The following is a 13,295-nucleotide window of genomic DNA, read 5'->3' on the forward strand; positions in this document are numbered from 1 at the left end:
TACACCGACCTCGGACGACGCCTGCACGCGGGGGAGTTCGGCGAGTACGCACGGGACCCGCGGCATCCGTACGCCACGTGGCTCGCCACGTACGCCGACCCTGCCTTCGCGCAGGCGACGGATCAGGCGATCGCGATCGTGTCGGCGGCCGCCTCAGCCGCCACCCCGGCCACGCGAGAGCGGATGCTGCGGGCGTTCGAGGTGTCGAGCGCGCACGAGCTCGCGTTCTTCGCCGCTCCGTCCGCGGTCGGCGCGCCTGTGTGAGGCACCGGATTTGCGCATGCCGCGACGAGCGCGCTATCGTCGCGGCATGCCTTCGGCCGCCACCGCATCTCTGACGCTCGCTCCGAGCGTCATCGCCGTGCGCCGACGCCGCAGCGGCCGCCGACTCTAGGCGACCCTGCGCTTCTGCCTGCGTACGCACGGCGGTCCGGTGCCGGTGTCGCCGCCCCGGTCCCGACACTGCCCCGCGTTCGATGCGGGGCCCGACCGTTAAGGTAGAAGCATGACGTATTCCGTCGCCGTCTCCGGCGCATCCGGCTACGCGGGCGGCGAGATCCTGCGCCTCCTCGCGTCTCATCCCGACATCGAGATCCGTACCGTCACGGCGCACTCGAACGCCGGTCAGCCGCTCGTGCAGCACCAACCGCACCTGCGGTCGCTCGCCCACCTCACTCTGCAGGACACGACACCCCAGACGCTCGCAGGTCACGACATCGTCTTCCTCGCACTGCCGCACGGACAGTCCGGCCAGTACACCGATGCGCTCGGCGACACCCCGCTCGTGATCGACGCCGGAGCGGACCACCGCCTCACCTCGCAGGCGTCCTGGGATGCGTTCTACGGCGGCGACTTCCACCAGCCCTGGGCGTACGGGGTCCCCGAACTGCTCGTCGACGGCATCAAGCAGCGCGAGACGTTGCGCACCGCGAAGCGCATCGCGGCACCCGGGTGCAACGCCTCGACGGTGAGTCTGAGCCTCGCGCCCGGAGTCGCCGCCGGGGTGATCGACGCGGGAGACATCGTCTCGGTGCTGGCCGTCGGACCGTCGGGTGCGGGGAAGAGCCTCAAGACCAATCTGCTCGCCAGTGAGATCCTCGGCAGCGCCAATCCCTATGCGGTCGGTGGCACCCACCGGCACATCCCCGAGATCCGCCAGGCGCTCGCCGCGGCATCCGGTGCCGCAGCCGACGGCATCCGCATCTCCTTCACTCCCGTGCTCGTGCCGATGTCGCGGGGCATCCTCGCCACGTCGACCGCACCGATCGTCGGCGACGCCAGCGACGCGGAGATCCGCGCCGCCTGGGAGGACGCGTACGCTGACGAGACGTTCGTGCAGCTGCTGCCCGAGGGGCACTTCCCGCGCACGGCCGACGTCCTCGGCGCGAACACGGCGCTGATCGGCCTCGCGATCGACCGCGCGGCGAACCGCGTGACGGTGGTCACCGCGGTGGACAATCTCGTCAAGGGCACCGCAGGCGCTGCCATCCAGTCCATGAACCTCGCGCTGGGGCTGCCCGAGTCCCGCGCCCTCTCAGTGAACGGAGTCGCGCCGTGAGTGTCACCGCCCCCGCAGGATTCGAGGCGGCCGGAGTCGCCGCCGGCCTCAAGTCGACCGGCAAGCCCGACGTCGCCGTGGTGGTCAACCGCGGCCCGCGCAAGGTCGGTGCCGCGGTCTTCACGAGCAACCGCGCGAAGGCCAACCCGATCATCTGGTCGCAGCAGGCCGTCGCCGATCGCGTGGTCGAAGCGGTCGTGCTGAACTCGGGAGGAGCCAACTGCTTCACGGGCAGCTTCGGCTTCCAGACCACCCACCAGACCGCCGAGAAGGCGGCCGAGCTGCTCGGCATCGGCGCCGGCGACGTGCTCGTCTGCTCGACGGGCCTCATCGGGGTCGGCGACGAGGTGTTCCGCAGCAAGGTGCTCGCCGGGACCGAGCAGGCCATCGCCGAGCTGTCGACCGACGGCGGTCAGCTGGCGGCCGAGGCCATCATGACCACCGACAGCGTCTCGAAGACAGCCGTGGTGAGCAGAGACGGGTGGAGCATCGGCGGCATGGCGAAGGGAGCCGGCATGCTGGCACCCGGTCTCGCGACGATGCTCGTCGTCATCACGACGGATGCCGTGCTCGAACCGCTCGAGGCGGACGCTGCGCTGCGGTTCGCGACCGGCACGACGTTCGACCGCCTCGACTCCGACGGCTGCATGTCGACCAATGACCAGGTCACACTGCTCGCCAACGGCGCCTCCGGTGTGGCGCCCGAGCTCAAGGACTTCTCGGCGGCGCTCGCTGAGCTCTGCCACGAGCTCGCCGTCAAGCTGCAGGGCGACGCGGAAGGCGCGAGCCACGACATCACGATCGAGGTGCGGCACGCCGCGACCGAGGGGGAGGCCGTCGAGGTGGGCCGCTCGGTCGCGCGCAACAACCTCTTCAAGGCCGCGATCTTCGGCAACGACCCCAACTGGGGCCGGGTGCTCGCTGCGATCGGCACGACCAGTGCGCAGTTCGACCCGTATGACGTCGACGTCTGGATGAACGGCGTCCGGGTGTGCAGCGAAGGCGGTCCCGATCGGCCCCGCGAGGAGGTCGACCTCACGCCGCGCGCGACGCACCTGGTGATCGATCTCAAGGTCGGCGACGCCACCGCGACGATCCTGACGAACGACCTCACCCACGATTACGTGCACGAGAATAGCGCCTACGCCTCATGACCGACATCCAGGACACCACGCCCGACGTCGCCGCGGTCAAGGCCGCGACACTCATCGAGTCGCTTCCGTGGCTGAAGAAGTTCCGCGACCAGATCGTCGTCGTCAAGTACGGCGGCAATGCGATGGTCTCCGACGAGCTGCAGGAGGCGTTCGCGCAGGACATCGCCTACCTGCGGTACGTCGGCGTCCTGCCGGTGGTCGTGCACGGCGGTGGACCGCAGATCTCCGACATGCTGCAGCGCCTTGAGATCCCGAGCGAGTTCAAGGGCGGCTATCGGGTCACGAACACCGAGGCGATCGGCGTCGTGCGCATGGTGCTCACCGGACAGGTGAACCCGCAGCTGGTCTCGAAGATCAACTCGCACGGTCCCATCGCCACCGGGCTCAGCGGTGAAGACGCCGGACTCTTCGGCGGGCGTCGTCGCGGCGTGGTGATCGACGGCGAGGAGATCGATCTCGGCCGAGTCGGAGACGTCGTCGAGGTCGATCCGACGCCTGTGCTCGACCACCTCGCCGCAGGACGCGTGCCCGTGGTCTCGAGCATCGCCCCCGACCTCGACCACCCCGGCCAGTCACTGAACGTGAATGCGGACGCCGCGGCCGCCGCCCTCGCGGTGGCTCTGCGGGCCCGCAAGCTCGTCATCCTCACGGATGTCCCCGGGCTCTACGCCGACTGGCCCAATCGGGACTCGCTCGTCTCTCACCTCACCTCCGAGACGCTCATCCAGATGCTCCCGGCACTCGAGTCGGGCATGATCCCGAAGATGAAGGCGTGCCTGGATGCGATCGAGGGCGGCGTCGACGCCGCCGCCATCATCGACGGACGTGTGCCACATTCGGTGCTCGTCGAGCTCTTCACCAGCAAGGGAATCGGAACAGAAGTGGTCTTGGGAACGGCAGGGACGAACGCATGAGCAACTGGCAGGACGACGCAGCGAGTGATCTGGTCCTCAACGCAGGACCGCGCCTGGCCATGCTGACGCGAGGCGAGGGCTCCTATCTGTGGGACTCGGAGGGCACGCGCCACCTCGACTTCCTGGCGGGCATCGCGGTGACCTCCCTGGGACACGCGCACCCGGTGTTCGTCGAGGCGGTATCGAGGCAGGCCGCGACTCTCGCGCACGTGTCGAACTACTTCGCGACTCCTTCTCAGCTCGCGCTCGCCGCACGGCTGAAGCGCCTGGCCGGTGCCGGGATCGACGGCCGCGTGTTCTTCTCGAACTCGGGCGCCGAGGCCAACGAGGCCGCGTTCAAGCTCGCGCGTCTGCACGGCGGCGCCGAGAAGCCGCGCATCATCGCTCTCGAGAACGGCTTCCACGGGCGGACCATGGGGTCGCTCGCGCTCACCGCCAAGGCGGCCATGCGGGCTCCCTTCGAGCCGATGCCGGGGGGAGTCGAGCACATCCCGGCGACGATCGAGGCCCTCGAGGCGGCCATGGACGACCGTGTCGCAGCGGTGATCGTCGAGCCGATCCAGGGCGAGGCCGGCGTGGTCGAGCTTCCGCACGGATACCTGCAGGCGGCTCGTTCGCTGACGTTGAAGCACGGAGCGCTTCTCATCGTCGACGAGATCCAGACCGGAGCAGGCCGCACGGGTGCGTGGTTCGGCTTCAGCCATGAGGGCATCACACCCGACGCCATCACCCTCGCGAAGGGCATCGGCGGCGGCTTCCCGATCGGGGCGCTGGTGACGTACGGGGCGGCGAGCTCGCTCTTCACACCCGGCTCGCACGGTTCGACGTTCGGCGGCAATCCCTTGGCCACCGCCGTGGCCGACGCCGTGCTCACCGAGATCGAGAACGCCGGACTCGTCGAGAACGCCGCGCGTCGGGGGGAGGAGCTCCGCGAGATGATCCTCGGACTGGAGTCGCCGCTCATCACCGGCGTGCGCGGTCGCGGACTGCTCATCGGCGTCGCGCTGAGTGCACCGGTCGCGAACGAGGTCGTCGCCGCGGCTCAGGGACGCGGCCTCATCGTGAACGCCGCCAACCCCGAGACGGTGCGCATCGCGCCTGCTCTCACCATCGGGGACGCCGAACTCGCCGAGTTCCGTCAGCTCTTCGCCGCGTCGCTCGCCGACGTGCAGGCTTCCCTCGCCGAATCCGGAAAGGCCCTCGCATGACCCGCCACCTGCTGCGTGACGACGATCTGACCCCCGCCGAGCAGGCGGAGATCCTCGATCTCGCCATCGAGCTCAAGAAGGACCGCTGGGCGAACAAGGCCCTCGCGGGCCCTCAGACGGTCGCGGTGATCTTCGACAAGTCCTCCACCCGCACCCGCGTGTCGTTCGCCGTCGGGATCGCGGACCTCGGTGGTTCGCCGCTGATCATCTCGACCGCCAGCAGCCAGCTCGGCGGCAAGGAGACCCCGTCCGACACCGCCCGGGTGCTCGAGCGCCAGGTCGCCGCGATCGTCTGGCGCACCTACGCACAGGCCGGACTCGAAGAGATGGCCGCGGGCACCACGGTGCCAGTCGTCAACGCCCTCTCCGACGACTTCCACCCGTGCCAGCTGCTCGCCGATCTGCTCACTATCCGCGAGCACAAGGGCGACCTGAAGGGGCTCACCCTGACGTTCTTCGGCGACGGCCAGAGCAACATGGCGCACTCCTACGCGCTGGCCGGTGTCACCGCCGGCATGCACGTGCGCATCGTCTCGCCGGTCGACTACGCGCCTCGGGCGGACGTCGTCGAGGCCGCGGATCGTCGAGCGGCCGAGACCGGCGGATCGATCACGCTCTACACGGATGCGGTCGAGGCCGCTGCCGGCGCCGACGTCGTGGTCACCGACACCTGGGTGTCGATGGGCAAGGAGGAGGAGAAGCTCGCGCGCATCCGGGACCTCGGTGGCTACAAGGTCACGCCCGAGACCATGCAGCTCGCCGACCCGGATGCCATCTTCATCCACTGCCTGCCCGCCGACCGCGGCTATGAGGTGGACTCCGAGGTCATCGACGGGCCCCAGAGCGTGGTGTGGGACGAGGCGGAGAACCGTCTGCACGCGCAGAAGGCGCTGCTCGTCTGGCTGCTGGGCAAGAAGGGCGAGTGATGGACGCGAAGAACGAAGGAACCAACGAGGGAGCACTCTGGGGTGCTCGCTTCGCGAGCGGTCCCTCGCCCGAGCTGGTCGAGCTCAGCCGGTCGACCCACTTCGACTGGGTTCTCGCGCCGTATGACATCGCGGGATCGCATGCCCACGCGACGGCACTCGAGGCGGCCGGATATCTCGAGCCCGACGAGGCCGCGAGGATGCACGAGGGACTCGATGCCGTGGCTCGCAAGGTCGCCGACGGCACCCTGCAGCCCGTGCCGTCGGATGAGGACGTGCACGGAGCCCTCGAGCAGGCGCTGATCGCCGAACTCGGGCCGGAGCTCGGAGGACGTCTTCGTGCGGGTCGCAGCCGCAACGATCAGATCGCCACGCTCGTGCGGATGTACCTGATCGATCACGCGCGGGTGATCGCCCGCGACATCCTGCGGGTCATCGACGCTCTGGTCGCTCAGGCGGAGGCGCACCCCGACGCGATCCTCCCCGGTCGCACGCATCTGCAGCACGCGCAGCCGGTGCTCCTCGCCCACCACCTGCAGGCGCACGGCTGGCCCCTCGTGCGAGAACTCGAGCGGCTCGTGGACTGGCGTCGTCGCGCCGGAGTCTCGCCCTACGGCGGCGGAGCGCTCGCGGGATCGACGCTCGGCCTGGATCCCGCTCTCGTGGCGTCCGAGCTCGGTCTCGATCGTCCGGCCGAGAACTCCCTCGACGGCACCGCGGCGCGCGACGTCGTCGCGGAGTTCGCGTTCATCACGGCGATGACCGGGGTCGACATCTCGCGTCTGAGCGAGGAGATCATCCTCTGGAACACCCGCGAGTTCGGCTTCGTCACCCTGCACGACGGGTATTCGACGGGGTCGAGCATCATGCCGCAGAAGAAGAACCCCGACATCGCCGAGCTCGCTCGGGGCAAGTCCGGGCGTCTGATCGGCAACCTCTCGGGGCTCCTGGCCACGCTCAAGGGTCTTCCGCTCGCGTACAACCGCGACCTGCAGGAGGACAAGGAGCCGGTCTTCGATTCGGTGCAGACCCTCGAGGTCGTCCTTCCCGCGTTCGCCGGCATGATCGCGACGCTGCGTTTCGACACCGCGCGCATGGCGGCGCTCGCGCCCGAGGGGTTCTCTCTCGCGACCGATGTCGCCGAGTGGCTCGTGAAGCGTCGTGTGCCGTTCCGCGATGCGCACGAGATCTCGGGAGCGCTCGTGCGTGCCTGCGAAGAACAGGGGATCGGTCTCGAAGACGCCTCCGACGAGCTGCTGCTGTCGGTGTCGCCCCATCTCGTGCCCGAGGTGCGCGAGGTGCTCACGATCGAGGGGTCGGTGGCGTCGCGCACCGGCGCCGGAGGAACGGCTCCGGTGCGTGTGGCGGAGCAGCGTGCCGAACTCGTGGCCCGCGCGCAGGCTGCGGCGCACGCGCTCGGCCTCTGAGCGGACGCCGTCGGCTCAGTGCAGCGCGGCGTCCGCGGCTGAGCGGGTCCACCGCGTGAATCGCACCACGAGGCCGGAGCGCGTGGGCGCCGCGAGGAAAGGGCCGGCGGATGCGGCTGCGCCGCCGTCGAACGGCGCCACCCGCACGAGACGCCATTCGCCGTGGCTCGCGCGTGCGCGCACGATCACGGCATCCGGCCAGCGACTCACGCGGACGGTGATCTCGCTGCCGTGCCAGTCGTCGACATGACCGACCGACCAGTCGGAGCGGACCTCGGTGACGACGGCTCCGAGACCGAGATGACCGTCGGCGAACTCGATGCCCGCCTTGATCCAGTGCTCGTGGTCGATGCGGACGAAGATGCCGGCCTGGTCGAACTGGCCGTCCCACGGTGCGCGGAAGCTCACGTCCATCGCCTCGCCGACTGCCAGAGGAGCCAGCAGCGCGTGCTCGGTGTCGTGCACGAACCCGTAGGCGGTGTGTCGCCAGGCATCGCTGCCCTCGACGGCGGTCACATCGAGAGTTCCGCCCTCGGCGGAGAGGGCGGCAGGAGTGCGGGTCCAGTCGCCGTCGGACCACGAGATCATGTCGGATTCAGGCATATTCCGAGACTATAACCAAATGAGGCATAAAACAATGTTATGCATGTTATGGTTATCGCATGGTCATCGCCGTACTCGCCGACATCGTGGGCTCTCGCCAGCTCGACGATCGGTCGGCTGCGCAGCGCACCCTCGATGACACGATCGGGCGGGTCGAGCGCGACATGCCTCTCGCGCACACGCCGCTGACGCCCACGGTAGGCGACGAGCAGCAGGGCGTCTACCTCGCGCTCGAGGATGCGTTGGTGTCGCTCCTGATGATCCAGCTCGCGCTTCCCGAGGGTCTCGCGTTCCGCTTCGGGATCGGCATCGGCGAGGTGCGCTCGGTCGACTCCGTGCACGGCGAGCTCGCCGACGGCCCCGGGTGGTACGCCGCGCGCGCCGCGATCGAGATCGTGCATGCGAGGGAGAGTCGCACCGTGCCGCGCACGCGCACATGGATTGTCGGTGATCCCGGGCAGGATGAGGTCATGGAGAGCGTGATCGCCGCATCGAACGCCTACCTCCTCGTCCGCGACGAGCTGGTGGGTGCGATGAGCGAACGCGAACGCCGGTTGACGTACGGGCGTCTGGTCGGCAGATCCCAGCGTGAGCTCGCGACCGACGAGGGCGTCTCGCAGCCCAGTGTCTCGAAGTCGCTGCGCAGCGCGGGCAGCGCCGCGATCATCGAGGGCGTCGCAGCCCTGAGGGGATACCCCGCATGATCGTCGCCGGTTTCATGCTGCTGGCCGTGGGTGCGGCTGATCTCGTGCGCCGGTTCGCCCCGCGCCGGTGGGTCGGCTACCTCGTGGTGGTCGTCATCCTGCTGCTGCTCGGCAGCGTCAGCGACGCGCTGCTGCCGATGCTCGCGGGCCTGCTCGTCGGCGCGCTGTGGGTGTGGTGCATGCCGTCGGAGCGGCCCGCACCGATCGGTTTCTGGCCCGCCGTGCTGCTCGGTGCCGCGAGCATCGGTGCCGTGGTCTGGCTCGGAGCTCGCACCGATGCCGGCCTGATCGGCTCGGTGTGGACGCTGCGCTCGCCGTTCGGCGACGTGTCTTTCGATCTCGCGATGCTCACTCTGGGGGCGGCGGTCTTCCTGCTCGAATCCTCGAACCTCGTGGTCCGCGCCGCGCTCGACGGCGAGCACACATGGCGGCCCGTCGAGCTGCGACCCACCTCTCCCGAGCGCGAGATCGCGCACGGTGTCGCTGCGGAGCCGCGGCCCTTCGCGGATGCCGATCGAGGCCCCATCCCCGAGACCACGCATGTCGGGGTCGACCCTGTCGAAAGCACGGACACCGATCGTGGGGCTCCCGATCCTCGGACGGACTTCAAGGGCGGGCGTCTGATCGGGCCGCTCGAGCGCATCCTCGTGATGCTCCTCACTCTGGCCGCCGCCTATCCGATCCTCGCGGCGATGCTCGCGGCCAAGGGCATCGTCCGCTTCCCCGAGATCTCGCGCGACGGAGAGACCGGCGCGCGGGCGGAGTACTTCCTCGTCGGGAGTCTGGTGAGCTGGGTCATCGGGTTGGGGGCGGCATTCCTGGTGTGGTGGGCAGCGCACAGCTGACCGCTTCGGTCGCCGAGCCAGGGAGAATCGTCGCCGCTCACCGCTGATAGCCTGGAGCGCGTGTCGAACTCCGATCTGACGACCGCCCCGCCGGCGATCGACCCCACGTTCGAGAACGTGTGGGACGAACTGCTGTGGCGCGGCCTCGTCCATGTGTCCACTGACCAGGAGGCGCTGCGCGCCCTTCTCGCCGGGGACCCGATCACGTATTACTGCGGCTTCGACCCGACGGCCCCCAGTCTGCATCTGGGCAACCTCGTGCAGCTTCTGACGATGCGTCGCATCCAGCTCGCCGGACACAAGCCGCTCGGCCTGGTCGGCGGCTCGACCGGTCTCATCGGCGACCCTCGGCCCACGGCCGAGCGCACGCTGAACACGCGCGAGACCGTCGAGGAGTGGGTGGGTCGGTTGCGGACGCAGGTCGAGCGGTACCTCAGCTTCGACGGAGACAACGCCGCCCGCATCGTCAACAACCTCGACTGGACCGCGCCGCTGTCGGCGATCGACTTCCTGCGTGAGATCGGCAAGCACTACCGCGTCGGCACCATGCTGAAGAAGGACGCGGTCGCGGCGCGCCTCAACTCCGACGAGGGCATCAGCTACACCGAGTTCAGCTACCAGATCCTGCAGGGGATGGACTTCCTCGAGCTCTACCGCCAGTACGACTGCGTCCTGCAGACGGGAGGCTCCGATCAGTGGGGCAATCTCACGAGCGGCACCGACCTCATCCGTCGAGCAGAAGGCGTCTCCGCGCATGCGATCGGCACCCCGCTGATCACGAACAGCGACGGGACCAAGTTCGGCAAGAGCGAGGGCAACGCGGTGTGGCTCGACGCCGAGATGTGCAGTCCGTACCGGATGTACCAGTTCTGGCTCAGCACGGCGGATGCCGATGTCATCGGACGACTGAAGGTCTTCACATTCCTCACTCGAGCCGAGATCGAGGAGTACGAGGTGCTCGTCGAGTCCGAGCCCTTCCGCCGTGCGGCGCAGAAGCGCCTGGCGCTCGAGGTCGTGACCATCGTGCACGGCATCGATGCGGCGGCCGCCGTGATCGCGGCATCCGAGGCTCTGTTCGGTCAGGGCGACCTGACCGCGCTGGATGCGACGACGCTGCGCACGGCACTCGACGAGCTTCCGAACGCGACGCTCGCCGCCGGCTCGTCCGTCGTCGACGCCCTCGTCGCCACGGGACTCGTCTCCAGCGCTTCCGAAGCGCGCCGCGCCATCGCGCAGGGGGGCGTGTCCCTCGATGGAGCTCGTGTCGACGACGATGCCGCCCTCGTGCGGGGAACTCTGCCCGGGGGAGTGTCCGTGCTGCGCCGCGGCAAGAAGACCCTCGCGGGAGTCTTCCTCGGCTGAACACGTCCTGGATCGTCCGACGGCGGTCGTCCGAGGTCTCTCGGACGGCCGCCGTCACCGGTTCCCCCACTCAGGTCGACAGGAGCACACCGATGCCGTTCACGCCGAGTCACGCGGTGGTCGCGCTTCCGTTCATCCGCACGCCGCTCGTGCCCGCCGCGATCGCGATCGGCGCCATGACCCCGGACCTTCCGCTGTTCCTGGGCGGTGTCGGGCTCCGGTACTCGTTCACCCACACTTTCGGCAACGTCCTCTGGACGGGTCTGGTGGCCTTCGCGCTCTTCCTGCTGTGGCGGGTCGTGCTGCGGCCCGCGGTCGGCGAGCTGTCGCCGACCTGGCTGGCGCGACGGCTGCCGGTCGGCTGGGAGCAGCGCGGGATCGCGGCAGCCAGGGCATCCATCGGAGTCGGTTCGTCGGACCGGCTGTACCCGTTCATGCTCGCGGCCTCACTGCTGCTGGGCGTGCTGTCGCACATCGTCTGGGACCTCTTCACGCACGAGGCGCGATGGGGAGTGCAGGTGTTCCCTGCTCTCGACGACGCCTGGGGCCCGTTCACCGGGTACAAGTGGCTGCAGTACGGCTCGAGCGCGATCGGACTGCTCGTCATCGCGATCTGGGCCACCGTGCGGCTCGCTCACGCCGTGCCGCGTGCGCACCTCGAGCGCACGACGCCGCCGGCCGTCCGGATCGCGTGGTGGCTGTCGCTTCCCGCCGTGCTGATCACGGCATGGGTCGTGGGGTACGCGGGCTACGGGCCGTTCACCGAGGCGTTCACGTATCAGCATCTGGCCTATCGGGTACTGCCGCCGGCGTGCGCGCTGTGGGGCGTACTCACTCTCGCGCTCTGCCTCTCGCTGCCGCTGTTCCGCCGGCGTCACCAGCGCGGCTGATCGGACCCCCAGCGATGGGGAGCGGCGAGTTCGCGTCCCGGGAGCGCCGATGCGGCCGTGGTGACCGTGCATCCGTCGATGTCGAAAGTCACCGTGTGGGCGGTGAGGTCCACCTCCCGTTCCGTACCCGGCCCCGACGACCTGGGCATCCCGAGGAGCTCGGCAGCCACCCGTCGCAGCGAGGTGCGCACGATCCAGCCGCCGCCTTCGCGACGGCGGCGCTCCACCAGCGAGATGATCGATGCGGCGAGAAGGTATCCGGCGCTGTGGTCCAGCGCCTGCGCGGGAAGGACACCCGGACGATCCCCGTCTGCCGTCTCCACCATGGCGATCCCGGATTCGGCCTGGACGAGACTGTCGAACCCGCCACGGGTCGGCTGATCGACGCCCCATGCGCTGAGCTGGGCGACCACGAGGTGCGGGTGTCGATCGAGAAGGGCGCGTGCCGAGAGGCCGAGTCGTTCCACGGCGTCCGGCCGGTATCCGAGCACGACGACGTCGGCTGTGGCGAGCAGCTCGCTCATCCGGTCGGTCCGGGCGTCGAGCAGAGTGGATCTCTTGCCGTGCCCGGTGTCGAGATGCTGCCACTCGGGTTCGGGCAGCAGCGGGGGATCGACCCGCAGCACGTCGGCACCCAGGAGAGCGAGAGTGCGCGTGCAGACGGGACCGGCGATGACGCGGGTGAGATCGAGGATGCGGATCCCGGCGAGCGGCGCGCGAGGATCCCGGGCGGCGCCCCCGCTCCGCGACGCCGGCTGAGACCCGCGAACCCGCTCGACGTGCAGCAGGGGAGTGGCGCGCACGCGCGCCTCGAGGCGAGGGTCTTCGGGCATCACCCGTACCGCCATGCCGCCAGCCTCGGCGATCAGCGCGACCGCCTCGCCGGCCGAGAGGGTGAGCACGGCGGCCCGCACGTCATCGCCGCTCGCCCCGGGGCCGAGACCGAGGCCGACGAGGAGGCGCTCGGCATGGTGGCGGTAGTTGCCGTGCGTACGGATCCAGCCGTCCGCTGCTCGGAAGAAGCCCGAGTACGGAGACCACACGTCCGGCGCGCGACCGTCGACCGTGAGCACGCGATCGCTCCGGTACGCGGCCGCGATGCGATCGGGGTCGGGGAGAGCCTCGATGCCCGCTGCCACGCACACCGAGCGCACGCTCGCCCACGCGAGATCCGCTGTCGCGAGGCGCGAAGGCAGAGGCACGGGGTGCGGGGGACGCGCCCCGACCTCGGTGCGTGTCAGGTCGAGGCGGAGTGCAGAGCACACACGCTCCAGAAGCTCGTCCCCGGGGTGATCCTTCGTCGGCTCGGCCACGCTGCGATCGTACTCGTGGCGGCGATCCGGGTCGATTGGCCGTCTGGACTGGGGAAAGGTGAGAGTGGGCTGCAGCCGACACGCCCGGGGTGAGTGGCCCGATTTGCCAGAACCCCGGAACCCGCGTAACTTATTACTTGTTCGCCCCACAGGGACGCGGAGGAGCCGAGAGCTTCACCCCCCTCAAGCGGAGAACCACCTCCCACATCCACTCACTTGTGAGAACAGACGCGTGCGTCTAGGATGGGAGATCCACCCCGACTGCGGCTGTCACAGGCTGCGCACCAGGTCCAAGACCTGCACGGCGCGCTGATTTGACAAGCGAGACGGGATGGCTAAGATAGAGAAGTTGCCCTTCGGGCCTGGTTGTGATGACTGGGTCGTGGGAGCA

Annotated in this window: 12 protein-coding genes and 1 pseudogene; 11 read left to right on the top strand and 2 right to left on the bottom strand. The window is 69.3% G+C overall.

The window, feature by feature from the left end:
* The 7 genes and pseudogenes from RWO82_RS12255 to argH all read left to right on the top strand — a co-directional run.
* A pseudogene (locus RWO82_RS12255) lies at window positions 1-264 on the top strand (thiamine-phosphate pyrophosphorylase); the annotation flags it as partial.
* Window positions 265-505: 241 nt separating this feature from the next.
* A complete protein-coding gene (gene argC / locus RWO82_RS12260) occupies window positions 506-1,558 on the top strand; it encodes an N-acetyl-gamma-glutamyl-phosphate reductase (RefSeq protein ID WP_314427413.1) in 1,053 nt (350 codons plus the stop codon).
* A complete protein-coding gene (argJ, locus tag RWO82_RS12265) occupies window positions 1,555-2,712 on the top strand; it encodes a bifunctional glutamate N-acetyltransferase/amino-acid acetyltransferase ArgJ (protein ID WP_314427416.1) in 1,158 nt (385 codons plus the stop codon). The genes argC and argJ overlap by 4 nt, the downstream gene beginning before the upstream one ends.
* Window positions 2,709-3,626 carry an acetylglutamate kinase gene (gene argB, locus RWO82_RS12270; protein ID WP_314427418.1) on the top strand — a complete coding sequence of 306 codons (918 nt, stop codon included), beginning with the start codon at window positions 2,709-2,711 and terminating at the stop codon, window positions 3,624-3,626. Before argJ ends, argB begins: the two co-directional genes overlap by 4 nt.
* On the top strand, window positions 3,623-4,834 hold the full coding sequence (locus tag RWO82_RS12275; protein WP_314427421.1) for an acetylornithine transaminase: 1,212 nt from the start codon (window positions 3,623-3,625) through the stop codon (window positions 4,832-4,834). Before argB ends, RWO82_RS12275 begins: the two co-directional genes overlap by 4 nt.
* Window positions 4,831-5,760, top strand: coding sequence for an ornithine carbamoyltransferase (gene argF, locus RWO82_RS12280; RefSeq protein ID WP_314427424.1), 930 nt, complete (start codon window positions 4,831-4,833; stop codon window positions 5,758-5,760). The genes RWO82_RS12275 and argF overlap by 4 nt, the downstream gene beginning before the upstream one ends.
* A complete protein-coding gene (gene argH, locus RWO82_RS12285) occupies window positions 5,760-7,187 on the top strand; it encodes an argininosuccinate lyase (protein ID WP_314427426.1) in 1,428 nt (475 codons plus the stop codon). The genes argF and argH overlap by 1 nt, the downstream gene beginning before the upstream one ends.
* A gap of 15 nt (window positions 7,188-7,202) precedes the next feature.
* Here argH and RWO82_RS12290 read toward each other — a convergent pair whose 3' ends face one another.
* Window positions 7,203-7,790 carry a DUF1349 domain-containing protein gene (locus tag RWO82_RS12290; protein WP_314427428.1) on the bottom strand — a complete coding sequence of 196 codons (588 nt, stop codon included), beginning with the start codon at window positions 7,788-7,790 and terminating at the stop codon, window positions 7,203-7,205.
* 59 nt (window positions 7,791-7,849) lie between these two features.
* Between RWO82_RS12290 and RWO82_RS12295 the strand changes: the two genes are divergently transcribed.
* From RWO82_RS12295 to RWO82_RS12310, 4 genes are all read left to right on the top strand, one after another.
* Window positions 7,850-8,494: a SatD family protein gene (locus tag RWO82_RS12295; RefSeq protein WP_314427431.1), complete on the top strand. Its 645-nt coding sequence runs from the start codon at window positions 7,850-7,852 to the stop codon at window positions 8,492-8,494.
* Window positions 8,491-9,339 carry a hypothetical protein gene (locus tag RWO82_RS12300; protein ID WP_314427435.1) on the top strand — a complete coding sequence of 283 codons (849 nt, stop codon included), beginning with the start codon at window positions 8,491-8,493 and terminating at the stop codon, window positions 9,337-9,339. Before RWO82_RS12295 ends, RWO82_RS12300 begins: the two co-directional genes overlap by 4 nt.
* A gap of 60 nt (window positions 9,340-9,399) precedes the next feature.
* Window positions 9,400-10,701, top strand: a complete 1,302-nt coding sequence (gene tyrS, locus RWO82_RS12305; protein ID WP_314427438.1) for a tyrosine--tRNA ligase — start codon at window positions 9,400-9,402, stop codon at window positions 10,699-10,701.
* Between the two features lie 92 nt (window positions 10,702-10,793).
* Window positions 10,794-11,591, top strand: a complete 798-nt coding sequence (locus RWO82_RS12310; RefSeq protein WP_314427440.1) for a DUF4184 family protein — start codon at window positions 10,794-10,796, stop codon at window positions 11,589-11,591.
* Here the strand turns inward: RWO82_RS12310 and RWO82_RS12315 are convergent.
* The gene (locus RWO82_RS12315) at window positions 11,576-12,904 is read right to left on the bottom strand and encodes a CoA transferase (RefSeq protein WP_314427442.1); all 1,329 of its coding nucleotides are present in this window, start codon (window positions 12,902-12,904) and stop codon (window positions 11,576-11,578) included. The two genes, RWO82_RS12310 and RWO82_RS12315, sit on opposite strands and share 16 nt — an antisense overlap.
* Window positions 12,905-13,295 lie beyond the last annotated feature (391 nt).

The sequence above is a fragment of the uncultured Microbacterium sp. genome, from assembly GCF_963521645.1.
Classification (GTDB): Bacteria; Actinomycetota; Actinomycetes; order Actinomycetales; family Microbacteriaceae; genus Microbacterium.